Source organism: Rugosimonospora africana, assembly GCF_016862975.1.
Lineage (GTDB): Bacteria > Actinomycetota > Actinomycetes > Mycobacteriales > Micromonosporaceae > Rugosimonospora > Rugosimonospora africana.
This window is the reverse complement of record NZ_BONZ01000071.1, coordinates 1-26,505: the sequence shown is the minus strand read 5'-3', so window position 1 is coordinate 26,505 and position 26,505 is coordinate 1. Positions and strand designations below refer to the sequence as shown.

Annotated in this window: 22 protein-coding genes; 11 read left to right on the top strand and 11 right to left on the bottom strand. The window is 70.8% G+C overall.

Going from position 1 to position 26,505, the window contains the following annotated elements; translation table 11 throughout:
* The first annotated feature begins 17 nt into the window (after positions 1 to 17).
* From Raf01_RS34435 to Raf01_RS34425, 3 genes are all read left to right on the top strand, one after another.
* Positions 18 to 506 carry a GNAT family N-acetyltransferase gene (locus tag Raf01_RS34435; protein ID WP_203922271.1) on the top strand — a complete coding sequence of 163 codons (489 nt, stop codon included), beginning with the start codon at positions 18 to 20 and terminating at the stop codon, positions 504 to 506.
* Between the two features lie 69 nt (positions 507 to 575).
* Complete coding sequence (locus Raf01_RS34430) at positions 576 to 1,286, top strand: helix-turn-helix transcriptional regulator (RefSeq protein ID WP_203922270.1); 711 nt, start codon at positions 576 to 578, stop codon at positions 1,284 to 1,286.
* Between the two features lie 267 nt (positions 1,287 to 1,553).
* Positions 1,554 to 1,913 carry a VOC family protein gene (locus Raf01_RS34425; protein WP_203922269.1) on the top strand — a complete coding sequence of 120 codons (360 nt, stop codon included), beginning with the start codon at positions 1,554 to 1,556 and terminating at the stop codon, positions 1,911 to 1,913.
* Here Raf01_RS34425 and sigJ read toward each other — a convergent pair.
* The 3 genes from sigJ to Raf01_RS34410 all read right to left on the bottom strand — a co-directional run bounded on the left by sigJ (position 1,904) and on the right by Raf01_RS34410 (position 4,981).
* The gene (gene sigJ / locus Raf01_RS34420) at positions 1,904 to 2,911 is read right to left on the bottom strand and encodes an RNA polymerase sigma factor SigJ (protein WP_203922268.1); all 1,008 of its coding nucleotides are present in this window, start codon (positions 2,909 to 2,911) and stop codon (positions 1,904 to 1,906) included. The genes Raf01_RS34425 and sigJ overlap by 10 nt on opposite strands.
* A gap of 14 nt (positions 2,912 to 2,925) precedes the next feature.
* Positions 2,926 to 3,834: an NAD-dependent epimerase/dehydratase family protein gene (locus tag Raf01_RS34415; protein ID WP_203922267.1), complete on the bottom strand. Its 909-nt coding sequence runs from the start codon at positions 3,832 to 3,834 to the stop codon at positions 2,926 to 2,928.
* Positions 3,835 to 4,039: 205 nt separating this feature from the next.
* On the bottom strand, positions 4,040 to 4,981 hold the full coding sequence (locus tag Raf01_RS34410; RefSeq protein WP_203922266.1) for a S66 peptidase family protein: 942 nt from the start codon (positions 4,979 to 4,981) through the stop codon (positions 4,040 to 4,042).
* A 33-nt stretch (positions 4,982 to 5,014) separates the two neighbouring features.
* Between Raf01_RS34410 and Raf01_RS34405 the strand changes: the two genes are divergently transcribed.
* Positions 5,015 to 5,800 carry a type 1 glutamine amidotransferase gene (locus tag Raf01_RS34405; protein WP_239134198.1) on the top strand — a complete coding sequence of 262 codons (786 nt, stop codon included), beginning with the start codon at positions 5,015 to 5,017 and terminating at the stop codon, positions 5,798 to 5,800.
* Between the two features lie 2 nt (positions 5,801 to 5,802).
* Positions 5,803 to 8,832 carry a bifunctional [glutamine synthetase] adenylyltransferase/[glutamine synthetase]-adenylyl-L-tyrosine phosphorylase gene (locus Raf01_RS34400; RefSeq protein WP_203922265.1) on the top strand — a complete coding sequence of 1,010 codons (3,030 nt, stop codon included), beginning with the start codon at positions 5,803 to 5,805 and terminating at the stop codon, positions 8,830 to 8,832.
* 5 nt (positions 8,833 to 8,837) lie between these two features.
* On the opposite strand, the gene Raf01_RS34395 is transcribed toward Raf01_RS34400, so the two are convergent.
* A complete protein-coding gene (locus Raf01_RS34395) occupies positions 8,838 to 11,396 on the bottom strand; it encodes a penicillin acylase family protein (RefSeq protein ID WP_203922288.1) in 2,559 nt (852 codons plus the stop codon).
* A gap of 272 nt (positions 11,397 to 11,668) precedes the next feature.
* Between Raf01_RS34395 and Raf01_RS34390 the strand changes: the two genes are divergently transcribed.
* Entirely contained in the window at positions 11,669 to 12,379 is a 711-nt protein-coding gene (locus Raf01_RS34390) for an RDD family protein (protein ID WP_203922264.1), read from the top strand.
* Between the two features lie 136 nt (positions 12,380 to 12,515).
* Positions 12,516 to 12,866 (top strand): DoxX family protein, encoded by a 351-nt coding sequence (locus Raf01_RS34385; protein ID WP_203922263.1) that lies wholly within the window; start codon positions 12,516 to 12,518, stop codon positions 12,864 to 12,866.
* Between the two features lie 162 nt (positions 12,867 to 13,028).
* On the opposite strand, the gene glnA is transcribed toward Raf01_RS34385, so the two are convergent.
* Positions 13,029 to 14,453 carry a type I glutamate--ammonia ligase gene (glnA, locus tag Raf01_RS34380; protein WP_203922287.1) on the bottom strand — a complete coding sequence of 475 codons (1,425 nt, stop codon included), beginning with the start codon at positions 14,451 to 14,453 and terminating at the stop codon, positions 13,029 to 13,031.
* A gap of 252 nt (positions 14,454 to 14,705) precedes the next feature.
* Here glnA and Raf01_RS34375 point away from each other — a divergent pair, with 252 nt between their 5' ends.
* The gene (locus tag Raf01_RS34375; RefSeq protein WP_203922286.1) at positions 14,706 to 15,059 is read left to right on the top strand and encodes an RDD family protein; all 354 of its coding nucleotides are present in this window, start codon (positions 14,706 to 14,708) and stop codon (positions 15,057 to 15,059) included.
* 113 nt (positions 15,060 to 15,172) lie between these two features.
* Here the strand turns inward: Raf01_RS34375 and Raf01_RS34370 are convergent, their stop codons facing one another.
* Positions 15,173 to 15,868, bottom strand: coding sequence for a DUF4191 domain-containing protein (locus Raf01_RS34370; protein WP_203922262.1), 696 nt, complete (start codon positions 15,866 to 15,868; stop codon positions 15,173 to 15,175).
* 69 nt (positions 15,869 to 15,937) lie between these two features.
* Positions 15,938 to 16,870 carry a lipoyl synthase gene (lipA, locus tag Raf01_RS34365; RefSeq protein ID WP_203922261.1) on the bottom strand — a complete coding sequence of 311 codons (933 nt, stop codon included), beginning with the start codon at positions 16,868 to 16,870 and terminating at the stop codon, positions 15,938 to 15,940.
* A gap of 426 nt (positions 16,871 to 17,296) precedes the next feature.
* Between lipA and aspS the strand changes: the two genes are divergently transcribed.
* Together aspS and Raf01_RS34355 are read left to right on the top strand one after the other, a co-directional pair.
* Positions 17,297 to 18,565: an aspartate--tRNA(Asn) ligase gene (aspS, locus tag Raf01_RS34360; RefSeq protein ID WP_203922260.1), complete on the top strand. Its 1,269-nt coding sequence runs from the start codon at positions 17,297 to 17,299 to the stop codon at positions 18,563 to 18,565.
* Positions 18,566 to 18,622: 57 nt separating this feature from the next.
* Positions 18,623 to 19,426 (top strand): Clp protease N-terminal domain-containing protein, encoded by an 804-nt coding sequence (locus tag Raf01_RS34355; RefSeq protein WP_203922259.1) that lies wholly within the window; start codon positions 18,623 to 18,625, stop codon positions 19,424 to 19,426.
* Here Raf01_RS34355 and lipB read toward each other — a convergent pair.
* A complete protein-coding gene (gene lipB / locus Raf01_RS34350; RefSeq protein ID WP_203922258.1) occupies positions 19,423 to 20,085 on the bottom strand; it encodes a lipoyl(octanoyl) transferase LipB in 663 nt (220 codons plus the stop codon). The genes Raf01_RS34355 and lipB overlap by 4 nt on opposite strands.
* Before the next feature lie 169 nt (positions 20,086 to 20,254).
* On the opposite strand from lipB, the gene Raf01_RS34345 reads away from it, so the two are divergent.
* Complete coding sequence (locus tag Raf01_RS34345) at positions 20,255 to 22,363, top strand: MMPL family transporter (RefSeq protein WP_373319660.1); 2,109 nt, start codon at positions 20,255 to 20,257, stop codon at positions 22,361 to 22,363.
* Positions 22,364 to 22,367: 4 nt separating this feature from the next.
* Here Raf01_RS34345 and Raf01_RS34340 read toward each other — a convergent pair whose 3' ends face one another.
* The 3 genes from Raf01_RS34340 to sucB form a co-directional block, all read right to left on the bottom strand.
* On the bottom strand, positions 22,368 to 24,155 hold the full coding sequence (locus Raf01_RS34340; protein ID WP_203922257.1) for a DUF6311 domain-containing protein: 1,788 nt from the start codon (positions 24,153 to 24,155) through the stop codon (positions 22,368 to 22,370).
* Entirely contained in the window at positions 24,152 to 25,042 is an 891-nt protein-coding gene (locus Raf01_RS34335) for a TIGR01777 family oxidoreductase (RefSeq protein WP_203922256.1), read from the bottom strand. Before Raf01_RS34335 ends, Raf01_RS34340 begins: the two co-directional genes overlap by 4 nt.
* A 139-nt stretch (positions 25,043 to 25,181) precedes the next feature.
* Positions 25,182 to 26,505: 2-oxoglutarate dehydrogenase, E2 component, dihydrolipoamide succinyltransferase (gene sucB, locus Raf01_RS34330; RefSeq protein ID WP_203922255.1), on the bottom strand; the 1,324-nt coding region annotated here is incomplete at its 5' end.

The following is a 26,505-nucleotide window of genomic DNA, read 5'->3' as shown; positions in this document are numbered from 1 at the left end:
GGCCGCAGGATCGGGCGGTGACCATCCGCGCTCTGACCGCCGGTGATGCCCCGGCCTGTGACGCCATCATCGCCGGGCTGCCGTACTTTTTCGGCATCGACGCCGGGGTGTTCGAGTGCGCGCGTGCGGTACGCAGCCAGCGCGGCTGGGTGGTGGAAGAGGCCGGCCGGGTGCGTGCATTCCTCACCGTGGACCGGCCGCTGGGCACCCCGCCGGACAGCGTGGCGCCGGAGATCAGCTGGATGGCGGTGGACGCCGGGCGGCGCCGCGACGGGCTCGGTGGCGCGCTAGTGCAGGCCGTCGCCGGCGAACTGGCCGCGGAGGGTGAGCGGGCGCTGTCGGTACTGACGCAAGCCGCCTCGGTACCGGAGACCGGCCCGGACACGTACGCCGGTACCCGGGCCTTCTACCGCAAGGTGGGGTTCATCCCGATCCGGGAATTCCACCCACCCGGCTGGGACGTACCGGCGCTGCTGCTGGTCCGGCCACTACCGGGTCACGGCTGAGCCCGGGTCTCTTCCGGGGCGATTCCGCTCCGTCGCGGGGATGTCGTACGTCACGCCTAATCTCCAACCGTGAACCGGACGGATCGGCTCTACGCGATGGTCGAGGAGCTGCGCGCCGTCGCGCCCCGGCCGCGCAGCGCCAACTGGCTGGCCCGGCGTTTCGAGGTGTCCGCCCGCACCATCGAGCGGGACATCAACGCGTTGCAGCAGGCTGGCGTGCCCGTCTACGCGGAGCCCGGTCGCACCGGCGGCTACACGCTGGACAAGAGCCTCACGCTCCCGCCGGTCAATATCAGCCCGGAGGAGGCGGTCGCGATCGCGGTGGCGCTGGAGACGTTGCACGGCACGCCGTTTCACCACGCGGCTCGTTCGGCGTTGCGCAAGCTTGTCGCCGTGATGCCGGCGACCCGCGCCGCCGAGGCGCACGAGCTGGCAGGGCGCATCAAGTTGGTCGGGCCGGCCGATCTCCAGTGGCCGCCGGCCGAGGTTCCAGCCGTCATCGCCCAGGCACTGTCCGCCCGCCGGGTGCTCCGTTTCGGGTATGTCGACCGGCACGGCGAGCCGACCGCGCGGGAGATCGAGCCGATCGGATACCTGGGGGGTCGCGGCGAGCGCTGGTATCTACTGGGTTGGTGCAGGATGCGCGGAGCGCTGCGGGCGTTCCGGCTGGACCGGATCGCCGACCCGGTCGCGACCGACGAGGTCGCCCCGCCCCGCCGCCTCGATCCGGCCGACCTCGCCGACATCCCCGCGCGACTGCGCGAACCGACGCTGCGCTGAGCCCCTGAGCCCCTGAGCCCCTGAGCCCCTGAGCCCCTGAGCCCCTGAGCCCCTGAGCCCCTGAGCCCCTGAGCCGCTGAGCCGCTGAGCCGCTGAGCCCGCCGGGCCGTCGAGCCGCCGGGTCGTCGGGCCGCTGAGCGCGCCGGCCGTCGAGCCGCCGGGCGAGGTGCCGCCCGCCGCCCCGGAAACACCGACATACCGTTGTCGCCACGCCTCGCGAAGCTGGCCGGGAGTTCACCACAACGAGAGGCGACAACGATGCCCACGATGACCAACGCGGTCACCTGGTTCGAGATCGGTTCGAGCGACCCCGCCGCGACGACCCGGTTCTACGGCGACCTGTTCGGCTGGACGTTCTCGACGGACAAGGCGTATCGCGAGATCAGCGCGCCGGCCGAGGGGGCGATCGGTGGTGGGGTCTTCCCGCTGGACGGGGACAGGCCCGGATACGGCATCTTCTACGTCCAGGTCGAGGATGTGGCGGCCACCGTCGCGGCGGCGGAGGCGGCCGGTGGGAAGGTACTGGTACCGCCGACGGGTGACCCGGGCGGGCTGATCTTCGCGCACCTGCTCGACCCTGCCGGTACGCACTTCGGCGTGTTCACCCCACCGCCCGCTCAATCCTGAACGGAGAGCGGAGGACGCCGGCCCCGGCTCTCCGACTGGTCTGGCTCGGCGCGTCTGACACCGCGCGACGACCCAGACCAGTCGACCTCCGCGGGGCGGGGCGGCTCGGCGTCGGGCGCGCCGAGCTGGGTGCGCGCGTAGCGGGTCTTGTCCGGGTTCAGTACGGCGAAAATCTCCGCGATCCGGCCCTCCCGGACGCCGATGCCGACGACCTGTTCCTGGTCGCCCATCCGCAGGTACGCCGCCGGCTGCCCGTTGACCTCGACGAACCGGACATCGGTGGCCGCGTCGAAGCGGGCGCGCAGCCCGGCGATGAACCGCAGGACGTTGTCCACGCCGGTGACCGGGTTGAGCGCGGCGCGGACCTTCCCGCCGCCGTCGTTGTACGCCACCACGTCCGCGGCGAGCAATTGCTCAAGGTCTGACAGGTCTCCGGACTGGGTCGCCGTCACCAGGCTCTCGAACAGGAACGCGTGCCGCCGCGTGTCGGCGTCGAACCGGCTGGCGCCCGAGGCGATCCGTGCCTGTGCCCGGTGATGCAGCTGTCGGGCGTGCTCGGCGGTCATGTCGAGTACCTCGGCGATGTCCTCGTACGGCAGCTCGAACGCGGAGCGCAGCACGAACACGCCGCGCTCCGGCGGGGTCAGCTGCTCCAGCAGCCGCATCGTCGCCATCGACAGCGAGTCGCGCTGCTCCACCGTTTCCAGCGGGCCGAGCGCCGAGTTCCCGGTGAGTACCGGTTCGGGCAGCCACGGCCCGTAGTAGGTCTCCCGGCGTACCCGGGCCGAGCGGAGGTGGTCGAGAGCCAGCCGGGTCACCATTGTGGTGAGGAACGCCAGCGGCTCCCGGATGTCCGTCCGGTCCAGTTGGAGCCAGCGCACGGTCGCTTCTTCCACGATGTCCTCCGCGTCCCAGGCGCTGCCCAGCAGCCGGTACGCGACCCCGAGGAGACGTGGCCGGTAGGCTGCCAGCTCCTCGGCGGTTTGATCTTGATCCACTGTACGAGCCTACGTCAGTGGTTGAGCTCGGCCGGGAATCCGTCGCGCCAGCTGCGGTACCCCGGGCGCCAGTCGAGCGCCAGCCGGGCCCTGGTGTTGTCCGCCCCGCGCAGCTGGTTCATGAACGCCACGCCGTAGCTGCCGACCATCGTCCGGGCCAGCCACGCCGGTGCCGGCTTCGGCCGCTTCGCCCCGAGCAGGCCAGCGAGGACCGGGAGCCACTCGTGCAGCGGCGCCGGCTCGTCATCGACGATGTTCAGCGTGCCGGCGATGTCCTTGTCCAGGCCGGCGAGGACCGCCATGGCGGCGTCCCGCGTGTGGGTGAACGAGAACGTGGCGTTCCCGCCGCCGACGAGCGGTACCTTGCCGGCCGCGACGTCCGCGGTGAACGATCCGTCCCGGGCGAACGCGGTACCCGGGCCGTACAGGTGGCCGAACCGCAGCACCAGTCCGTGCTCCCGCGCGGTACGGTCCTCCAGCTCCCGCAGCGCCGCGACGACCGGCTGGAACTGCGCCGGTCCCCGGGCCCACAGCGGCGCGTCCTCGTCCGCGAGCCCGGTCCCGGGCGCGTACGCGTAGGCCAGGCCCTCCGAGATCACCCGCTTGGTGCCCGCCTGCCGCGCGGCGTCGAGCAGGTTCCGCGCCCCCTCGGTACGCAGCCGGTTCGTCATCGCCATGTCCCGAGCCAGTTTGGCCGGGTTGATCCGGGCCGGGATCGCGGTGAGCAGGTTCACGACCGCGTCCGGGCGGACCGTCTCGACGGCTGCCCGCACCTGGTCCGGCTGGAGCGCGTCGGCGACGACGTGCCGACCGGCCGCGGCGGGGCGGCGGACCATCCCGACCGCCTCGTGGCCCGCGCTGGTGAGCAGCGGCATCAGCTGGCGCCCGATGACTCCGGTCGATCCGGCAACGAGGATTCGCATGGTCTGTCTCCTTCTCCGTCGGGTGTTTCGCGGAGCTGACGAGACAGCCCGGCCGGTGCGTGACAGCCGGAGGCGGTGACCTGAGCCACTAGCCTGGCGCGTTCGCCGTCTGGCTCGGCGCGTCTGGCGCCGCGCCACTTCGACCAGTCTGGCTCGGCGCGTCTGGCGCCGCGCCACGACCCAAACCAGTCGCCAGACTGGTCGGTCAGCGGGGGCGGCGCACGGCGGACGAGGCGGTCAGGGTGCCGGCTTCGACGTCCAGGGTCGCCGGTACGCCGACCGGCACGGACAGCGCTCCCTGCCCGTGCCCCACCGGGAGCCCGCCGAGCACCGGTACCCCCAGATCACCCAGCCGGTCCACCAGAACGTCCATAATGGACATCGGCCAGTCGTCCTCGCACCCGGTGAACTGACCGATCGCGATGCCGGCCAGCCCGCGCAGTACGCCCGACCGGCGCAGCTGAGTGAGCATCCGGTCCACCTTGTACGGCGGCTCGTCGACCTCCTCGATCATGAGGATCGCGCCGTCCAGGGACGGGAAGTCCGGCGTACCCAAGGACGCGGTGAGCAGGCACAGGTTGCCGCCGAGCAGGGTACCGGTGACCGCCGGCCCGGTTACCGTGACCGGCCCGGTCTCCGCCTCCGGATCGCGGGTCAGCACCACCCGCCGGTCGCTCATGATCACGCTGCGCAGGGACGCCAGCGACGCGGCCGGGAACGCGCCGGTCAGCTGGGTGAGGACCGGCCCGTGCACGCTGGCCAGCCGGGCACCCCGCCAGAGTGCCAGGTGCAGGGCGGTGATGTCGGAGAAGCCGATCACCAGCTTCGGGTCCCGGAGGATCACGTCCAGATCCAGCTCGTCGACGATGCGCTGGGCGCCGTACCCGCCCCTGGCGCAGACCACCGCGCGTACCGCCGGATCGGCCAGCGCCGCGGCGAGCGAGGCACCCCGCCGCTCGTCGGTACCCGCCAGGTATCCGTGCCGGGCGTACACGTCGGTGCCGAGTACCACCTCGAGCCCCCACCCGGACAGCAGCGCCAGACCCTCGGCGATCCGCTCCTCGCGCACCGGCCCGGACGGCGCGACCACGACGGCGGTGTCGCCCCTCCGCAGCGCGGGAGGGCGGCGGATGGCGAGCCTCGACATGACAGGCGAGACTAGCCGGATAATCTCGACTGCGTGGCCAACAACCGGACTCTGGTGATCGAGATTGACCCCTCCGACGACATCCGGCGCCTCGGCGACTGGCTGACCGGCGCGGGCCTGGCGCTGGAGACCGTCCGGCCGCACGCCGGCGACCCCCTCCCGGACTCGCTGGACGGCTATGCCGCGCTGGTCGTCATGGGTGGCGCTCAGGAGGCATACCCGGGGCCCGACGGGCGCCCCGCCGAGCCCTGGTTCCCGGCGCTGGAGGGGCTGCTGCGCAAGGCGGTCCGCTACGAGGTGGCCACGCTCGCGGTGTGTCTCGGCGCACAGTTGCTGGCCAGCGCGCACGGCGGCCTGGTGGAGCGCGGCGAGGCCGGCCCGGAGATCGGGCCGGCGCTGGTCGGCAAGCGCGACGCCGCGGAGAAGGACCCGCTGTGGGTCGGGGTGCCGATGGCGCCCGACGTCCTGCAGTGGCACCAGGACGAGATCACCGAACTGCCCCTCGGCGCCACCCTGCTGGCCGCGTCGACCCGGTACCCGCATCAGGCGTTCCGGCTGGGCGGCCGGGCCTGGGGCATCCAGTTCCACATCGAGTGCGACGACGCCATGATCGCGAACTGGGTGGCCAATGACCGGCCGCTGCTCGATGATCTCGGGTACGACCCCGAGGTGGTGATCGACGCGTGCAATCTGATCATGGTCGACCTCGAAGAGGCATGGCAGCCGTTCGCCGAGCGGTTCGCCGCCGTCGCGAAGGGTGAGCTGGCCACGCCGCCGCCCGAGCCGCCGGGCCGCCGCCTGCCGCTGCTCGGCTCCTGATCATGGCGGACCTGGGCCGGTCCGGCAGGCCGGTGAGCGCGGCCGGCCGGCTGGCCCGGTACGGACTCGTCGACCTGGATCGGGCGCGGGGGATGCTCGGCCCGGAGCAGCTGCGGCTGTGGGACGAACAGCGGCAGCAGCCTGCCGACCAGGGCGCCGACGCGGTGCTGGCGGCGCTGTCCCGGGCAGCCGATCCGGATCTGGCCCTGCGCCAGCTCTGCCGGCTTGAGGAGGCCGAGCGGGCCGCCGCGCCGGGGGCGCCCGGCGACGACGGTGGCCAGGCCGGGACCGCCGGCCCGGGTCTGCTGGCCAGCCTGCGAACCAACGCAAGCCTGCGCGACCGGCTGATCGCCGTGCTCGGCGCGAGCGACACGCTGGGCGACCACCTGGTGGCCAACCCGGGGGAGTGGCGCACGCTGAAGTCGCCCAGTGGGTACGCGCTGAGCTTCCCGAATCCTCAGGAGCGGCCGCTTGACCGCGACGCCTCGTCCCTCGGCGCCGCTGGCGGCCGCGCGGGCGACACCGTCCCGCGGCTGCGCATGGCGTACCGGCGCAGTCTGCTGCGCATCGCGGCCGGCGACCTGACCGGCGCGCTGGACCTGGAACAGACGATGACCGCGCTGTCCGCGTTGGCCGACGCCACCCTGTCCGCCGCCTTCGCGCTCGCTACGAGAAACCTGGGTCGTGGCGCGGCGGCGGACACGCCCGCCGGCATCCCGCTCGCGGTCATCGCGATGGGCAAGTGCGGCGGCCGGGAACTCAACTACGTTTCCGACGTCGACGTCATCTTCGTGGCCGCCGACGACGAGGACCTGGCGCCCGCCACCGCGATCGCCGCCCGGCTCATCGAGATCTGCGGGCAGGTCGCCTGGCCGGTCGACGCCGCGCTGCGTCCGGAGGGCAACCACGGGCCGCTGGTACGGACGCTGGCCAGCCACCTGAGCTACTACCGGAAGTGGGCGCGCACCTGGGAGTTCCAGGCACTGCTGAAGGCCCGGCCGGCGGCCGGGGACCTGGCGCTGGGGGCCCGGTGGCTCGCCGAACTCCAGCCGCTGATCTGGCGGGCGGCCGAGCGGCCCGAGGCGGTGACCGACATCCGGGCCATGCGGCGCCGGATCACCGACGCGATACCGGCCGCGGAACGGGACCGGGAGATCAAGCGCGGTCCGGGCGGGCTGCGCGACATCGAGTTCGCGGTGCAGTTGCTGCAACTGGTTCACGGCCGGGCGGACGAGGCGTTGCATTCACCGTCTACATTGGATGGACTGCGGGAGCTGACCGCGGGCGGGTACGTGGGACGGGCCGACGGTGAGGCGCTGGACCGGGCGTACCAGTTCCTGCGAACCGTCGAGCACCGGTTGCAGTTGCAGAAGCTGCGGCGCACCCACACGGTACCGGCGGATCCCGGTGCGCTGCGCTGGCTGGCGCACGCGATGGGATACCACGGCACCAAGGAACGCGACGCCGTGGAGGGGTTCCGCGCCGACTGGGTAGCGCACGCGGCCGAGGTACGGCGGCTGCACGCCAAGCTGCTGTACCGGCCGCTGCTGGAGGCCGTGGCGCGGGTACCCAGCGACGACCTGCGACTGACCCCGGACGCCGCCCGGGCGCGCCTGGAGGTTCTCGGCTTCGCCGAGCCGGCCGGAGCCCTGCGTCACATTCAGGCGCTCATCGGTGGTGTCTCCCGCACCGCCGCCATCCAGCGGCAACTGCTGCCCGTGCTGCTGTCGGCGTTCGCCGACGCCCCGGAGCCGGACCGTGGCCTGCTGGCGTACCGGCAGGTGTCCGAGAAGCTCGGCGCCACCCCGTGGTACCTGCGGCTGCTGCGCGACGAGGGACCGGTCGCGCTGCGGCTGGCCCGGCTGCTCGGCCTGTCCCGGTACGTGACCGAACTGCTCAGCCGCGACCCCGAGGCGCTGCGGCTGCTCGCCGACGACTCGGAGCTGACGCCACGCGACCGCGGGCGGCTGCTCGAAGGATTCGTCTCGGCGGGCGCCCGGCACGACGACCCGGCCGCCGCGATCGCGGCGATCCGAGCCTTACGTCGCCGGGAACTGTTCCGGATCGCCTGCGCCGACCTGCTCGGCCGGCTGGACATCGACGCGGTCGGCACCGCCCTGGCCGACGTGGCCGACGCGACGCTGACCGCGGCGCTGGCCGTCACCAACCGCGCCGGGCTGCCGTTCGCCATCATCGGCATGGGAAGGCTCGGCGGGTACGAGATGAGCTACCCGTCCGACGCCGACGTGCTGTTCGTGTACGAGCCGCCGCCCGGTACGCGTGACGACGAGGCCAGCGGCCGGGCGCTCGCCATCGCCGAGGAGTTGCGTACCCTGCTCGCCGCCCCCGCACCCGATCCACCGCTCGGCATCGACGCCGACCTGCGCCCGGAGGGGCGGCAGGGTCCGCTGGTGCGCAGCCTCGCCGCGTACGCCCAGTACTACGCCCGGTGGTCGCGCGTCTGGGAGGCGCAGGCATTGCTGCGGGCCAGGTTCGTGGCCGGCGACACCGAGCTGGGGGAGCGGTTCCTCGCGCTGGCCGGCCAGGTCCGGTACCCGGCCGGCGGACTGTCCCGCGAGCAGGTGATGGAGATTCGCCGGATCAAGGCCCGGGTGGACAACGAGCGGCTGCCGCGCGGCTCGGATCCGGCCACCCACGCGAAGCTCGGCCGGGGCGGGCTCGCCGACGTCGAGTGGACGGTGCAGCTGCTCCAACTGCGGTACGGCGACACGGTGCCACAGCTGCGTACCACGCGTACGCTGCCGGCGCTGGAGGCGGCCCGCCGGGCGGAGCTGATCGACGGTGCGGACGCCAGCGCGCTGGCCGTCGCGTGGCGCTCCGCCTCACGGGTACGCAACGCGCTGATGCTGGTCCGCGGCCGGCCCTCCGACCAGTTGCCGCGCCACGGACCGGAGTTGGCCGGCGTGGTCGCCATGCTGGGGGGCGGCGACACCGGCGAGTTCGTCGACGACTACCTGCGCGCCGCCCGCCGGGCGCGTCAGGTCTTCGAGCGGGTTTTCAACACAAGTTGAGCTCGCTACGGCTTCAGGGTCAGAGTGTCCACTGAGGACGATTTGATCGTCGCCTCGTTCCAGCGCATCGGCAGCGTCTTCCCGGTGCGCCACAGGTCGAACTGGTCGTGATAGTGGTCGCTGAACGCGTGCCCCGACTCGCCGGTCAGCTGCACCCAGCGGGACGCGTCCAGGTTCGACAGGTCCACGATCATGCGCATCGACGGCACCGCGTTCACCTCGTACCCGGCCGAGGGATCCCAGCCGGTGGCGTTCACGAGGTTGCTGCCGCCCGAGACCCCCACCGGCCCGTAGTTGAACAGCCACTCGATCGGGCCGATGCCGGACGTGCCGAACGACTGGTTCTGCACGTACAGAGTGTGGATCGCGCCCCACCGCCAGTCGGCCGGGTCGTCCCCCAGTTTCTTCGTCAGCTCCGCGGTGGCCGCCGCCATAGCCTGTCCCAGGATGTCGTCGCGGGTCTCCACCGCCGGGGTGGACCGGTTGTCCCACCACGGCGAATCGGGCTGGCTCAACAGGTTCGTGACCACCAGCCACCACCGGTCGCTGCCGTCCGGCTTGCGGTCCGCCGGAAGCTCGTCGAACGTCTTGCTCAGCAACTGGCGCCACACCACATTGAAGTACGCGGCCGCGGCCGAATCGCGGCCCGTCGCGCTGTCCGGGTCGCCGTCCGCCGGCTCCTGGAAATCCCAGCCACGCAACAGATCCTGCGCCTTCACGGCCGCACCCCGCTGCGGTACAACCAGCAGCGCCGGCACCAGAGCCGGGGCCAGCCCGTTGCGGTTGTCGAACTGCATGCGTTGGACGTCGGCGACGGAAACCTTCGCGCCACTGGCGATGGTCGACGAGATCATGTCCTTGATGCGCTGGCTGCGGTACCCGTAGGACCAGTCGTCCGTGAGGAAGTGCGGATAGTTCGCCGGGTCGATGACGGCCTGGTTCGCGGTCGCGAAGAAGCCCTCCGGCGGATTGAGTTCGGAGGGCAGCTCGTCGAACGGCAGGTACCCGGTCCAGTCGTACGCCGAGTCCCAGCCCGGTGCCGGCCAGCGCCCGTCGCCCTTGCCCCGAACCGGGATCCGGCCCGGCGACTGGTACCCGATGTTGCCGTTGGTGTCCGCGTACACGATGTTCTGCGCCGGTACCTCGAACTGCGCCGCCGCGGCACGGAACTCGTCCCAGTTTCCCGCGGCGTCCAGTGCGAACAGCGCGTCCATCGTGCGGCCCGGGTCCAGTGCGGTCCAGCGCAACGCGACCGCATAGCCGGCGCTGCCCGCGTCGGCCGCCGGTGCCGCCGCGGTGGGGGCCGACGACCCGCTCGGGTCCACGTCGGGCTTCGTCCCGATCGCGCGCAACTCCGCCGAGGCGTCGGACAGCAGCGGCCCGTTGCCGGTGGTGCGGATGGTCAGTGTCACCGGCTTCCCGCCGGCCACCTTGATGGTTTCCTTGCGAATGGCCAGATCCCGCCACCGACCGTCCACTTCGTACTGGTCGCCCCGCACCCGCTCCAGGTACAGGTCGCTGACGTCCGGGTCCAGATTGGTGAAGCCCCAGGCGATCCGGGAGTTGTGCCCGATGATGACGCCGGGTACCCCGGAGAAGGTGAACCCCTCGACGTTGAACTGGCAGGCACAGTGCAGCCCCATCTGGTACCAGATGCCGGGCATCGACGGTTCGAGGTGCGGATCGTTGGCCAGGATCGGCTTGCCCGTGGCGGTGTGCGTGCCGGAGATGACCCAGGAGTTGGAGCCGATTCCGGGAAACGCGTTGTCGACGAGGTCGGGCATGCTCCGCATCGCGCGGTCGACGTCGGCCAGCGCAGGGGCCGCCGCGGCCGGCATCGCCCCGGCCGACGTGTGGGCCGCGGTGGTCTTCGCCGCCTTCGGGGCGGTCACGATCGGGCTGTGCTGGTCGTACGGGTATGCCGGGTACAGCTGCTCGACCTGGGTACGGGACAGGCCGGCGGCTAGCAGGCTGGCCCGTTCGATCTCGTCGTCCATGTTGCCGAGCAGGTCCCATGCCAACGCCTTGAGCCAGGCCAGCGAGTCGATGGGATCCCACGGCGCGATCCGGTACCCGGGCGCGCTCAGCTTCAGCACGCTGTACTCCAGGCTGATCGAGGTCGCCCGGTGCGTGCGCAGGTACGCGTTCACCCCGTCCGCGTAGTCCCGCAGGTACTCGCGGCTCTGCGGGCTGATCAGGTTCCACTCCTGCTCGGCCACCCGCCGCCAGCCCATGGTGCGCAGGTATGCGTCCGTCTCCACCTCGGTCGAGCCGAACATCTCGGAGAGCCGGCCGCTGGTCAGGTGGCGGCGGAAATCCATCTCCCAGAAGCGCTCCTGCGCGTGCAGGTATCCCTGCGCGATGAACAGGTCGGTGGCATTGCTGGCGTACACCTGCGGGATAGCATGCGCGTCGTGGTACACGGTCACCGGTGCGGAAAGTCCGGCGATGCGCAGTTCACCGCCGTACTGGGGGAATGATGTGCGTACCGTCCAGACACCGCCGATCGTCGCGGTGACGACGAGTACCAGCACCACGATGAGCGACCACCGGACGACTCGCAGCCACCGGCGGCGCCTGCGCGGTTGCGGCGTTGCGGTGTCTTCGGTCGGATTGTCGATCGGTTCCGATGTATCGGTGTCGGCTCGCGGACTGGGTACGGCCTCGGACGATCGGCCGACGACGCTGTCGCTCACGACCAGCGATCCTAGTCTGAGTTGATCGATAGTCCATATAGACCGTATAGCCGTCAAGGACGGTCCGGTGCGTCAGTGGTGACAGCCGGTGCCCGGATTGTGGGCGCGCAACCGCTGCGGGCGTAGGCCAGAATTCAGCCATGACCCAGTCCGAGCCGCCAGCGGGGTCGGGCGAGCCCCGTCCCGCGCCGGGATTCCCTCCGCCACCCAACCGCCCGACGGTGCCGCAGGCCGGTTATCTGCCGCCCCCACCGAGCCCGATGCCCGGTTACCCACCGCCCGGATACGGTTACCCGCCGCCTGGGTACCCGCTGGGCGGGCCGGTCCTTCCGCCCGGCATCGCGCCCAACGGCCAGCCGCTCGCCAGCTTCGGTGACCGCCTGCTCGCGTACCTCATCGACTCCGCGATCATCGGTGGCGCGCTCCTCGTCGTCGCCGTTCCCGCGATGATCATCGTTCTGATGTCGTCGATGCACAATCTCCGACTCAACGCCGACGGCACCCTGGATACCGGGAACGTGTTGTCGTTCTACGGGCTGTTCTTCGCCGTCGACGGCGCGCTCCTGCTTCTCGGCGTGGCCGCGGCATACGTGTACCAGGTCGAGATGATGTACCGCAGCGGCCAGACCGTCGGGAAACGCGCCATGAAACTGCGGGTCGTCTGCCTCGACCCGGGTGCGCCGATGACCCGGGGAGTGGCCGCCAAGCGATGGCTGATCGGTTGGGTGGTGGGCATCATCGTTGGCCTCTTCGCCTGGATCGACGGGCTGTGGCAGCTGTGGGACCAGCCGTTCAAGCAGTGCCTGCACGACAAGGTCGCGGGGACCGTGGTGGTGAAGCAGGCTCCGTGACCCGGTGGCCGTGATCACAACGACTCCTCGCCCGGTCACATCTGTCCGATGCGGCGGGTCAGCCCAGCGACGAACTCACCACACGCCGCAGGGCCAGCCCGAAGCGGCGTTCGCCGCAAGCTGAGGAGCAATGAACATGTCTACCGCCGCCATCGTCGTCACCGTGGTCGCCGCCGTCTGGGTCGGCTTCTCGGCCGTCTCGGTGTTCGCCCGCGCGCAGTGGGTCGTGAAGCCCCTGGCCGACTACGGCGTACCCCGTTCCTGGTGGCCCTGGCTGGGCACGGCCAAGGCAGCGGGGTCGGTCGGTCTCCTGGTGGGCCTGGCCGTGCCGGTCATCGGGGTGCTGGCCGCGATCGGTCTGGTGCTGTACTTCACCGGGGCGGTCATCACCGTGGTACGGGCGCGCTCGTACTCGCACATCCCGTTCCCGCTGATGTACGTGGCCCCGGTGATCGGCGCCCTGGCGCTCGGCCTGGCGGCCCGCTGAGTGCGGTTCGCGGCTGGCGCAGCCCACGGGAACGGCGCCGCGAAGGCCGGCAACGTATCGTGAGCGAGGTCGAATCCGAGGACTCCGCCCGTATGTGAACGGCGGCCACGCCGGCTTGGGAGCCGGGCGTGACCGCCGTCGCGCAGTGAATCCGAGTGCGGATCAGACGTCGTAGTACATCGCGAACTCGTGCGGGGTCGGGCGCAGCCGGACCGGGTCGATCTCGTTGGTCCGCTTGTAGTCGACCCAGGTCGAGATCAGGTCCTCGGTGAACACGCCACCCTCCTGGAGGTACCCGTTGTCCGCCTCCAGCGACTCCAGCACCTTCTCCAGCGAGCCCGGCACCTGAGTGACGTTCGCGAACTCGTCCGGCGGCAGGTCGTACAGGTCCTTGTCGATCGGCTCCGGCGGCTCAACCTTGTTCTTGATGCCGTCCAGGCCGGCCATCAGCATCGCCGCGAAAGCCAGGTACGGGTTCGACGACGGGTCCGGCACCCGGAACTCGATGCGCTTGGCCTTCGCGTTCGTCCCGGTGACCGGGATGCGGGTGCAGGCCGAGCGGTTGCGCTGCGAGTAGACCAGGTTGACCGGCGCCTCGAAGCCGGGCACCAGCCGGCGGTACGAGTTGACGGTCGGGTTGGTGAACGCCAGCAGCGACGGCGCGTGGTGCAGCAGACCGCCGATGTACCAGCGGGCGTTGTCCGACAGGCCGGCGTAGCCGGTCTCGTCGTAGAACAGCGGCTCGCCGCCGGCCCACAGGCTCTGGTGGGTGTGCATGCCGGAACCGTTGTCACCGAACAGCGGCTTGGGCATGAAGGTCGCCGTCTTGCCCGCGGCCCACGCCTCGTTCTTCACGATGTACTTGAACAGCTGCAGCTGGTCGCCCGCGTGCAGCAGCGTGGAGAACTTGTAGTTGATCTCGGCCTGGCCGGCGGTGCCCACCTCGTGGTGCGCCCGCTCCACGGTGAAGCCGGCGCCGATGAGCCGCCCGACGATCGCGTCACGGAGGTCGGCGTAGTGGTCGACCGGCGGTACCGGGAAGTAGCCACCCTTGTACGCGGTCTTGTAGCCGCGGTTGCCGCCCGGCTCCTGGGCCCCGCTGTTCCACCAGCCCTCGATCGAGTCGATGTAGTAGAAGCCGTGCTGCGCCGAGGTCTCGTGCCGAATCGAGTCGAAGATGTAGAACTCGGCCTCCGGCCCGAAGTACGCGGTGTCCGCGATCCCGCTCGCGGCGAGATACGTCTCCGCCTTCTTGGCGACGTTGCGCGGGTCGCGGCTGTACGCCTCGCGGGTGAACGGGTCGTGGATGAAGAAGTTCAGCGCCACCGTCTTCTCGACGCGGAACGGGTCGACGAACGCCGTGGCGACGTCCGGCAGCAGCAACATGTCGGACTCGTGGATCTGCTGGAACCCGCGGATGGACGAGCCGTCGAAGGCGAGGCCCTCGGTGAACACCTTGTCGTCAAACGATTCGACGGGCACGGTGAAATGCTGCATGACACCCGGCAGGTCGCAGAACCGGACATCGACAAACTTCACGCCTTCGTCTCTGATGTACCGAAGGAGCTCCTCGGAATTGGCGAACAACACGTCCTCCTGGTCAGCCACAGGTGGGTCAGCAGCGGCAGCGCTGGATAGTTGTCGCGACGCTATGACTACGGGATTGCCCGAGCATGTCTCGAATGTTTCCACCATGTTACGGCCGCCCGGGTGTGGCGCAGGCCATGCGCTGCCGATTGGCCAGGTTGGGCGACTACGCTTTGCGGCATGGCTCAGCGCTCGACAAGACCAGGTTCGTACCCTAGCGTGCCGACCGGCGCGCAACCAGCCGGTACGGCGATGGAGCCGGCGGGCCTGGGCCGGCGCTTTGCCGCACTCATGATCGACTGGATTCTCTGCCTGCTCGTGTCCCGGTTGTTCGTCGGGTCCGTGAGTCAGGCATGGGCGCCGCTCGTCGTGCTGATCGTCGAATACACGTTCTTCGTCGGCCTCTTCGCGCAGACCCCGGGCATGAAACTGACTCGGATCCGCTGCGAGTCGGTCACCACCGGGGGAGCGCCCGGGATTCCCCGCACCCTTCTCCGGTCGGTGCTGCTCGCCCTGCTCATCCCGATCCTGTTCATGGACGAGCGGCGCCGCGGCCTGCACGACCGGGCAGCCGGCACGATCGTGACCGAGCCGCCGGCCCAGTAGGCCGAAACGCCAGAAAGCCGAAACCCTAGGAAGCCGAAACCCTAGTAGGCCAAAACGCCCCGGTGCCGCGCGCCGTCGAGCGCGGGCCACCGGGGCGGAGGGCTGTGCGCGGGTTAGCGGGTGCGACCGCCGCGCGGCATGTTCTGCGGCCGCATGTTCTTCGGGATGGCGCCGCGGGGCATCTGAGGCCGTGCGGACAGCGCCTTGAGCCGGGTCTCCAGCGCGTTGACCTCTTTGCCGGTGATGGTGCGCGGCAGCTTCATCAGGGTGGTGCGCAGCTTCGCGATCGGAATCTGACCCTCTTCGTTGCCGATCACGAAGTCGTGCAGGTCGGTCGAACCGATGACCTTGGAGAGCCGGCGCTTCTCCTGCCCGAGCATGCCGCGAATCCGGGACGGGTTGCCCTCGGCCAGCAGAATCACGCCGGGTCGGCCGATCACCAGGTGCACGAAGTCGAACTGGGTGGTCGACGCGATCGCGGGAGTCACCCGCCAGTCGCCGCGCATCGTCTCGACGATCTGGGCCGCCGCGCCCGGCTGCCCCTCGGCCTCGGTCATCATCGCTTTGTTCGACCGGAAGTTCAGCACGATCAGCGTGGCCAGCAGCGCCACGAGCACGCCGAGCGCCAGGTAGATCCAGCTGAAGCCCAGCGCGATCAGGACGCCCACGGCGGCCAGCGGCACAACTACCGCAACCGCTACCAGCGGGACAAACAACTTGTCGCGCTTGGCGGTGAACGAAAAGACCATCCCGATCTGCCGGAGTCGCTGGAAGAACCCAACCTTCTCCGGCTCTGCTGCCTTCGCCATGGCGCAGAGTCTAGTGGTCCGGGCCCACCTCGGGCCGCCGGGACCGCAGAGCCCCGCGCGGGAGGGGGGTCAGCGCGCCGCGCGTGCCTCGATGGCCTGCTGGTAGAGCCGCCCGGCGCGGTACGACGAGCGGACCAGCGGGCCGGACATCACCCCGGCGAAGCCGATCGCGAGCGCCTCCTCGCGCAGCTCCACGAACTCCTCCGGCTTCACCCAGCGCTCGACCGGGTGGTGGCGGGGGGTGGGGCGCAGGTACTGGGTGATGGTCAACAGCTCGCAGCCGGCCTCGTACAGGTCGTGCAGCGCCTGGGTCACCTCGGCCCGCTCCTCGCCCATGCCGAGGATCAGGTTCGACTTGGTCACCAGCCCGGCTGAGCGAGCCTCGGTGATCACGTTCAGCGACCGCTCGTACCGGAAGGCCGGGCGGATCCGGCGGAAGATCCGGGGGACGGTCTCCACATTGTGGGCCAGCACCTCGGGCTGGGCGCCGAACACCTCGGCGAGCTGATCGGGTTCATCGTTGAAGTCCGGGATCAGCAGCTCCACGCCGCAGCCGGGCAGCAGCGCGTGGATCTGGCGCACCGTCTCGGCGTACAGCCAGGCGCCGCCATCGGGCAGGTCGTCGCGGGCCACCCCGGTGACCGTGGCGTACCGCAGGCCCATCGCCGCCACCGACTCGGCCACCCGCCGCGGCTCATCGGCGTCGAACTCCGCCGGCTTGCCCGTGTCGATCTGGCAGAAGTCACAGCGCCGGGTGCACTGGTCGCCGCCGATGAGGAAGGTCGCCTCGCGATCCTCCCAACACTCGTAGATGTTGGGGCAGCCCGCTTCCTGGCAGACGGTGTGCAGGCCCTCCCGCTGCACCAGGCCGCGAAGCTGGGTGAACTGCGGTCCCATGCTCGCTTTGACCTTGATCCACGGCGGTTTGCGCTCGATGGGGGTCTCGGCGTTTCGGGCCTCGATCCGGAGCAGGCGGCGGCCCTCGGGAGCGACAGTGGTCACGACGCCGAGAGTACGCCGACAAGGCCTCCAAAGACCTCGTCAGCGGTCCTTACGCGACGGAGGTCACGTCCCGGCCGGATCGGCGACGGCAAATTTCGAATGCGCGATCGCGGATTGTGCGTCTAGCGTACGGCGCAACGGTGATGACGGAACCGAGTAGCACACCGATGCGCCAGCACAGAGAGCCGCCGTAGCTGAGAAGGCGGTGTGGCGCCGGTGTGCGAAGACACTCCCGAGCCGTGGCACGGCCAATGAGGCCGCCGGTTTACCCGGGCGCGAGCGGCGCCGGAAACGAGGCGGCGAAGGTGTGGTGGCACCGCGAGGCACCCTTCTCGCCCACACCCCCAAGGGACGTGTTTCGGGTCGAGGTGGTCTGGGTCGCGGCGCGGCGCCAGACGCGTCGAGCCAGACTGGTCGAGGTGTGACATGCAACGAATTCTGTCCGACCAACTGCCGTACCAGGCCGGCCGTCCGGTCACCCTGTCCGGCTGGATCCACCGGCGCCGGCTACTCAAATCGGTGGCGTTCCTCATCCTGCGGGACCGGGCCGGTCTCGCCCAGGTGGTCGTCGCCGAGCCGCACGCCCGCGCGGCGCTCGACCGGCTGGGTGAGGAGACCGTCGTCCGGATCACCGGACAGGTACGGGAAAACCCGGCGGCACCGGGCGGTTTCGAGGTCGTACAACCGGTGATCGAACCGCTGTCCGACCCGGCCGAGCCGCCACCGGTGGAGCTGCACCGCCCGCAGCTGAACGCCGGCCTGTCCACGCTTCTCGACCACGCCCCGGTCACTCTGCGCCACCCGAGCTGGCGACGGGTGTTCGAGGTCTCCGCCGCGGTGGTGAGCGGCTTCCGCGGTGCCCTCACGGAATCCGGGTTCACCGAGATCCATACCCCGAAACTGGTCGCGTCGGCGACCGAGTCCGGCGCCAACGTCTTCTCGCTCGACTACTTCGGTACCCGCGCCTATCTGGCGCAGAGTCCGCAGCTGTACAAGCAGATGATGGTCGGCGTCTTCGAACGGGTCTTCGAGGTGGGGCCGGTGTTCCGGGCCGAGCCGCACGACACGTCGCGGCATCTGGCGCAGTACACGTCGCTGGACGCCGAGCTCGGTTTCATCGGCGACCATCGTGACGTGATGGCGGTGGTACACAAGGCGATCGGCGGCATGGTGGCCGGGGTGTCCACAGTGGACGCCGTGGTGCCGGAGGCGATCCCGGAGGTGCACTTCGCCGACGCGGTACGGATGGTCGGCGAAGCGCTCGGCGAGGACCTGTCGGCCGAGCCTGACCTCGCGCCGGCGCACGAGCGCTGGCTGGGGGAGTGGGCGGCCCGCGAGTACGGCAGCGACTTCCTGTTCGTCACCGGGTACCCGTTGGCGAAGCGACCGTTCTACACGCACCCGGAGCCGGGGCGCGAGGGCTACACCAACAGCTTCGACCTGTTGTACCGGGGCGTCGAGGTGGTCACCGGTGGGCAGCGGCTGCACCGGTACGGCGACTACCTGGCCGCCCTCGCCGAACGCGGCGAGCCGGCCGACCAGTACGAGCCGTATCTCCAGGCGTTCCGGTACGGCATGCCGCCTCACGGCGGGTTCGCGATCGGACTGGAACGGTTCGTGGCCCGGCTGCTCGGGCTACCGAACGTACGGCAGGCTGCCCTGTTCCCCCGCGACCTGCACCGGCTCACCCCGTAGGTGGATGATCGTCAACTTGGACTTGACGAGCGCCATGCGTCAAGTCAGACTTGACGCATGACGCCACTCGACGTGAACCTGCGACACCTGATCGAACAACTCGACGCGGACCTGGCCGACGCGGACGCGTTAACCAAGGTCACCGAGGCGCAGCAGCGCGCTCGGTCGCTGAGCGGGATCGGCGACCAACTGATCGACCACTTCGTCCAGCGGGCCCGGGAGGGCGGCACCTCCTGGAGCCAGCTCGGCGAGGCGCTCGGCGTGTCCAAGCAGGCCGCCCAGCAACGCTGGGTGCCGGGCAAGAGCGGCAACCTGTTCAGCCGGTTCACCGACCGGGCCAGGCACGTCGTGGTGCTCGCCGAGGCGCGGGCCCGCGAGCTGCGCCACGGCCGGGTGGACACCGAGCACATGTTGGCCGGCCTGGTGGGCGAGGAAGAGGGGATTGGCGCCCAAGCCGTGTTCGCGCTGGCCGGCTCCAAGGAGGCGGTCGAGCGGGCTCTCGGCCCGGTGCTGGCGCCGGGCACCGACAACCCACCGGCGCACGTCCCGTTCACCGATCTGAACAAGCAGGTGTTCAAGGAGTCGCTGAACGTGGCGCTGGAGATGGGCCACAACTACATCGGCACCGAGCACATCCTGCTGGGCCTGCTACGGGTTCCCAGCGGCAAGGCCGCGCAGATCCTGGAGCAGGCCGGGGTGACATACCAGGCGGCGCACGCGGAGCTGATCAAGAGGATCGATGCGATCCTCACCGCCCGGCGGGCCGAGGCCAAACAGGCCGGGGGCACCGGTGAGGGCGGAGCCAACCAGGCCGAGGGCGCCGGTGAAGGCGGCGCCGAGCAGCAGGGAGCTGGGGCCTAAGCGACCAGCAGGCCGAGGTGCCGCTCGACGATCGGGAGCACCTCGGCCACGGTCACGTCGCGACCCAGCTCGGCGGAGAGCGAGGTGGTCCCGACGTCCCGCAGCCCGCACGGCACGATCCGGTCGAACGCGGTCAGGTCGCAGTCGCAGTTGAGCGAGAACCCGTGCAGGGTGACCCCACGGGCCACCCGGATGCCGATCGCGCCGACCTTGCGGTCCGGGCCCCGGTGGTCCGCGGTCACCCAGACGCCGCTGCGGCCCTCCACCCGGGAGGTGGCCAGGCCCAGCTCCGCGCACACCGTGATCAGCACCTGCTCGACCCGGCGGACGTAGGCGACCACGTCGATCGGGTCGGGCAGGGTCACGATCGGGTACCCCACGAGTTGACCCGGCCCGTGCCAAGTGATCTTGCCGCCCCGGTCGACATCGACCACCGGCGTGCCGTCCATCGGCCGGTCGAGCGGCTCGGTGCGCTTGCCGGCGGTGTACACGCTCGGGTGCTCCAGCAGCAGCACCGTGTCCGGGTTCTGGCCGGCGACCACGGCCTCGTGCAGCCGGCGCTGCTCATCCCAGGCCGCCTGGTAATCGACGAGTCCGGCGCGCACGACCGCCAGCGTGGGAGCGGCGGGCGTGGCGGCCTGGACAGCGGTACTCGACATACGGCGAGCGTAGTCCGGTTCGCCGAAGACGCACTCCGGTCGGTGCCCCGGCTCACAACCGGTCAAGGTCACACCCGGATCCCGGTCAGACCGCCCCGATTCGGCATGGCGTACCCAGTCCTGGGTAGCCGATCGGAAACCAGACGATCGAGGCGTCGAGGGGGACGGCGTGGCCCAACACCGCGCGGAGCGCCACCGGCACCCGCTGCGCTGGCTGCTGCCCGCACTCGCGGTACTCGCCTGGCTGGTCGTCGGCGGAACGCTCGGCCCCCTGTTCAGCAAGACCACCGACGTACAGAAGAACAACAACGCGGCGTTCCTGCCCAGCAACGCCGAGTCCACCAAGGTCCAGGCGCTGGACAAGAACTTCACGTCGACCGAGACCACCCCGGCGATCGTCGTCTACTTCCGGGCGGGCGGCCTGACCCCGGCCGACAAGGCGAAGATCCAGTCGGACGTGTCGCAGATGAGCCAGCGCTTCGCCGGCAGGATCGCTGGGCCGCCGGCCGGACCGGTGATCTCCAAGGACGGCCAGGCGGCGGCGGTCACCCTCCAGTTCACCAGCTCCGATCAGAACGCCCTCAAGACCGAGATCCCGGCGCTGCGCGCCCTGGCCGGCACCGCCCCGGGGCTGTCCGCACACGTGGCTGGGCCGGCGGGCATCCTCGCCGACCTCGTCGACTCGTTCAAGGGGCTCGACGGGATCCTGCTGTACGTCACCGGGCTCATCGTGCTGGTCATCCTCGTCCTCGTGTACCGCAGCCCGATCCTGCCCGTACTCGTGCTCGCCTGCTCGGTACTCGCGCTGACCCTGGCCAACGGCCTGGTGTACCTGTTGGCCAAGAACGACGTGCTCACCCTCAACGGGCAGAGCAACGGCATCCTGGACGTGCTGGTACTCGGCGCGGCCACCGACTACGCGCTGCTGCTGGTCTCCCGGTTCCGGGAGGAGTGCCGGGTGCACCGCGGCCGGTTCGACGCGATCCGGGCGGCGCTGCGCGGCGCCGTCGAGCCGATCGGGGCCAGCGGCACCACGGTCGCCATCGCGCTGCTCTGCCTGCTGCTGTCCGACCTGTCCTCCAACCGGAGCCTGGGTCCGGTCGGCGCGATCGGCATCGGGTGCTCCCTGCTGGCGATGCTCACCCTGCTGCCGGCCGTACTGGCGCTGTTCGGCCGCGCGGCATTCTGGCCGTTCCGGCCGCACTTCCAGTCCCACCCGGCCGAGCAGCACGGAGTCTGGTCGCGGATCGCCCGGGCGGTCGGCCGGCGGCGCCGGCCGGTGTGGATCATCACGGTCCTGGTGCTGATCGGGCTCGGCAGCGGCCTGTTCCAGTTGAACGCGAACGGCATCCCGGAGGACAAGTCGTTCTCCAAAACCGTCGACTCCACCACCGGTGCGGACGTGCTGGCCGCGCACTTCCCGGCCGGTTCCGGATCACCGGCCGAGGTGATCTTCAAAGCCGACAAGCTTCAGCCGGTACTGGCGGCGGTCCGGCGGGTACCCGGAGTGGCACAGGCGGTCCCGTTCGCCGGGCAGGACGTGCCACCGGGAGCGCCGGGCGCGACGCCGAAGGTGGTGAACGGGCTCTCCCGGGTCGACGCCACGCTGGCCGCCGACCCCGACTCCACCCGCGCCTTCTCGATCCTGCGGCAGATCCGCGCCTCGGTTCACGCGGTACCCGGCGCGGACGCCAAGGTCGGCGGCTTCACCGCGACCAACCTGGACGTGGAGGACACGGCCAAGCGGGACCGCAACGTGATCATCCCGGTCGTCCTGGCCGTGGTGTTCGTGATCCTCGTCCTGCTGCTGCGCTGCCTGGTCGCCCCGCTGGTACTCGTGGTGACCGTGGTGCTGTCGTTCCTCGGCACCCTGGGCGTGTCCGGGTATGTGTTTCACAACCTGTTCAAGTTCGCCGGGGCGGACGCGGCGTTCCCGCTGTTCGCGTTCGTGTTCCTGGTCGCGCTCGGAGTGGACTACAACATCTTCCTGATCTCGCGGGTGCGGGAGGAGGTGTGCAAGCGGGGGCACCAGGCCGGCGTGCTGTCCGGCCTGACCGTGACCGGCGGCGTGATCACCTCGGCCGGCTTCGTGCTCGCCGCGACGTTCGCCGCGCTGACCGTGATCCCGTTGGTGTTCCTCACCGAGATCGCCTTCACGGTCGCGTTCGGCGTGCTGCTGGACACGCTCGTGGTGCGCTCGTTGCTGGTACCGGCGGTCCTGGTGGACATCGGCCGGCCGGCGTGGTGGCCCAGCCCGCTGTGGCGCCAGGGACCCTGACCCGCTACGCCACCCGCCACAGCCAGACGTCGTCCACGCGCTGCGGCGGACCGAACAGTTCGGTCGCCGTGGTGCGCAGCTTGCCGGCATTGGCGGCCCACTTGTCGCCGGGGCCGGGGGCGGAGAGCACGATCAGCTTGGCGTGCCAATATGCCAGATCCTGCCGCGCGTGCAGCCGGTCGAGATCGGTGACCTGGATGTCGGCGCCGGTCAGCGCGACGGTGGTGAGCAGGTCGTAGGTCGGCCGGGGCACCGGACCGATGCGGCTGCGCCCATCCGGCCCGCCCGGGCCGAGGAAGAACCCGGCCGGGATGGCGAAACCGAAGTCCGTCGCGGTCTGCCAGCGCTGCCCGTTCGGCAACAGGTCGGACGGGGGCGGCACGGGTACCAGCGTCTGGCCGGCGTGGACGTACTGGCGCCAGGTGCCGTCGGTGAAGAAGTTCGGCACCGGGTCACGCTGGGCCGCCGGGATCGACAGCGGGACGATCGGCAGCAGCGCGACGACGACGCCGGCGAGCCAGGCGTTGCGCCGGCGCGCCGGCAGCAGCAGGGCCCGGTCCAGGGCGAACGCGAGCAGGAAGCCGATGATCGGAATCAGGGTGAGGTCGATCCGGGCCGGCAGCGCGGAGTCGAAGATCGGCAACTGTGCCAGCGCCGCGTACGGCAGCGGTACCGGCGTGCTCCACGACCACACGTGCAGTCGCGGCCCCAATGCCAGCACCGCGAGTATCAGGCCGGTGATGGCCATCGCCCGCACCACCGGCCGGCGCCACAGCACCGCTACGACCGCCACCACGAGGATCAGCAGCACCGGACCGAAGAACGTGGTCTGTTCGGTGAAGTTGGGCGCCAGATTGTGCGACAGGCCGGCGAGCCGGGCCAGCGACAGGTACGGGAACGTCGCGTACGAGGCCAGGTTCTCGCTGTGGATCCGCTGGTCGAACCCGATGCCGTGGTACCGCTGCGGGCCGGCGAACTGCATGTACAGCGGGTACCCGAGCAGCACCACGCTGACCGCGGCGGCGATGCCGAGCCCACGCAGGAAGTTCGGGGCCGCGGCGCGCGCCTGTTCCCGGCGCGTCCACGCCCACAGCGCGACGAACAGCGCCAGCCCGAGCGCGACGAAGAACAGCATCTCCGCGCCGATGGAGAATTCCAGCACCACGAGTACGCCGAGGGCCAGGCCGTCGCGCACCGGACGGCGGCGCTGGCCCAGTCGCAGCACGACCAGCACGATGAACGGCACCAGGAACTGGCCGGTGAAGTTCAGGTGGGCGTTGGCGTGCGACACCATGCCGGGTGCGAAGCCGCAGAAGAGGGCGCCCAGCACCGCGGCGGCCCGGGTGCGGGTCACGTGCCGGGACAGCACGTGGTACCAGGCGTACGGCGTGAGGATGAGGTTCAACGTCAGGACGACCAGGAACGCCACCGGCGCGCCCAGGGTCAGCGTGATCGGGGAGAGCAGCCCGCCGACCACCACCATCGAGGTGTTGACCGCGAGGTTGACCCCGATCGGCGCGTTGAGCAGGGTGGTCCAGAACGGGTTGTCCAGGTGGGTCACCGAGTGCGCCGCGTAGGTCAGCAGCCACTCGAACAGCGACTGGTCGCCCCGGTTGTGCAGCACCACCCGGTGGTTCGGGTCGACCCACAGCTCCCAGGTCAGGTAAAACGCGCCGGCCACGCAGGTGGCCAGGACTGCCAGGTCGTACCGGCGGCTCGTGGCCCGGCCGGTGGCCGCACGCTGCGGCGACACGCTACTGGACTCGGCGGTCTCCTCGACCGCAGCCGTCACTTGCCTACCACCCATCGCAACGCGGACCTCAGGTCCTGGTGTTCGTACCGGAAGGACGACGCGGTCAGCACGCCCGGCAGGACACGCTGACTGATCACCGCCTCGTGGGCGAACTCGCCGGTCGCCACCCGTAGGACGGGCGCCGGTACCGTGAACAGCGCCGGCCGGCCGAGTACCCCTGCGAGAGTACGGGTGAACTCAGCGTTACGCACCGGCGCCACCCCGGTGAGGTTGACCGAGCCGGCGATGTCGGTTCGCAGTAGGAACTCGATCGCGGAGAGCTCATCGGCAAGCGAGATCCACGGCATCCACTGGCGGCCGGAGCCCAACTTGCCACCCAGTCCGTACTTGAACAACGGCATCAGCGGCTTGAGAAACCCGCCCCCCGGACCGAGGATCAGGCCGCTGCGGATGCGCACCACCCGGACCCCGGCCTGCTCCGCCGGGGTCGTCGCGGCCTCCCATGCCTGGCAGAGGTCGGCCAGGAAGCTGTCCCCGGGCGGTCCGCTCTCGTCGGTCTCCCGCTCACCGGTGTCGCTGTAGTACCCGACCGCGGACGCGTTGATCATTACCCGGGGCGGGGACTGCGCCGCCGCGGCGCTCTTGGCGATCGTCGAGGTGGCGTTGATCCGGCTGGACCGCAGCAGCTTCTTGAACTCGTCGTTCCAGCGCTGGTCGCCGACCCCGACGCCGGCCAGGTTGATCACCGCGTCCACGCCGTCGAGCACCGCGGGGTCCAGCTCGCCCTGGTTCGGGCGCCAGGCCACCTCGTCCGGGCCGCTCGGCTCCCGCCGGACCAGCCGCACGACATCGTGCCCGGAATCGCGCAACCGCTGAACCAGGGGCTTGCCGATGAAACCCGACGCGCCGCCGATGACGATCCGCATGCCATCCATCCTCGCCGACAAAGTGCGGTGGCGCCCGCGCGTACCACGCAGGCGCCACCGATGGCGTACGAGGCGCTCCTCCGGCCCGGCTGAGCCCAGAAGGCCGGCCGAACCCAGAGGGCCCGGCCGAGCCCAGAGGTCAGAGCCCCAGCTCGGCCTCGAAGTTGCCGCCCTCCAGGCGCTCCTTGATCGTGCCCAGGAACCGGGCCGCGTCCGCGCCGTCCACCAGGCGGTGGTCGTAGGACAGGGCCAGGTAGACCATCGACCGAGGAGTGATCACTTCGCCCAGGTCGGGGTCGTTGACCACCACGGCGCGGCGCACCACGGCGCCGGTACCGAGGATGCCGACCTGCGGCTGGTTGATGATCGGGGTGTCGAACAGCGCACCTCGGCTGCCCGTGTTGGTCAGCGTGAACGTGCCGCCGGACAGCTCGTCCGGGCTGATCTTGTTGTTCCGGGTGCGCTCGGCGATGTCGCCGATCCGCCGGGCCAACCCGGCCAGGTTGAGGTCGCCCGCGTTGCGGATCACCGGTACGACCAGGCCCCGCTCCGTGTCTACGGCCATGCCCAGGTGCTCGGCGTCGTGGTACGTGACGGTGCCGGCCTCCAGATCGAGCGAGGCGTTGACGTTCGGGTGCACCCGCAGCGCCTCGATCGTGGCCAGCGCGAAGAACGGCAGGAAGGACAGCTTCACGCCCTCGCGCCGCTGGAACTCCGCCTTGGCCTGGTCGCGCAGCCGGGCGATCTTCGTGACGTCGACCTCGACCACCGTGGTCAGCTGCGCCGAGATCTGCAGCGACTCGACCATCCGCCGGGCGATCAGCGCACGCATCCGGGGCAGCTTCTCGGTGCGACCGCGCAGCGGGCTCGGCTCCGGCTTCGCGACCGGCGCGCTCGCCGCCCGGGTCGCCGGCTTCGCGGCGGCCGCCGCCTCGGCCGCGCGCTTGGCCTCGGCCGCGTCCAGCACGTCCTGCTTGCGGATCCGGCCACCGACGCCGGTGCCGCGCAGGCTGCCCAGCGCGACGCCGTGCTCGGCGGCCAGCTTGCGGACCAGCGGGGTCACGTAACCGGCCTCGTCACCGGCGCCGGTCGGCGCGGTCTCGTGCACGGTCGGGGTCTGGGCGGGCGCGCTGACCTGGTCGGCGGCCGGCGGCTGGGCGGCACGAGCCTGCGCCGCAACGGTCGGCTGGGCCGGCGCGGGCTGCGCCGGAGCCGGGCGCTGCTGTGCCGGTGCGGGGGCTGCCTGAGCCGGAGCGGCCTGCGCCGCGGGGGCCGCCTGCGGTGCCGGTGCGGCCTGCGGTGCCGGTGCGGCCGGAGCAGCCCCGGCGGTGCCGATGACGGCCAGCTTCGCGCCGACCTCGACGGTCTCGTCCTGGTTGACAGTGATCTCCAGGAGCGTGCCGGCGGCCGGTGCCGGGATCTCGGTGTCGACCTTGTCGGTGGAGACCTCCAACAGCGGCTCG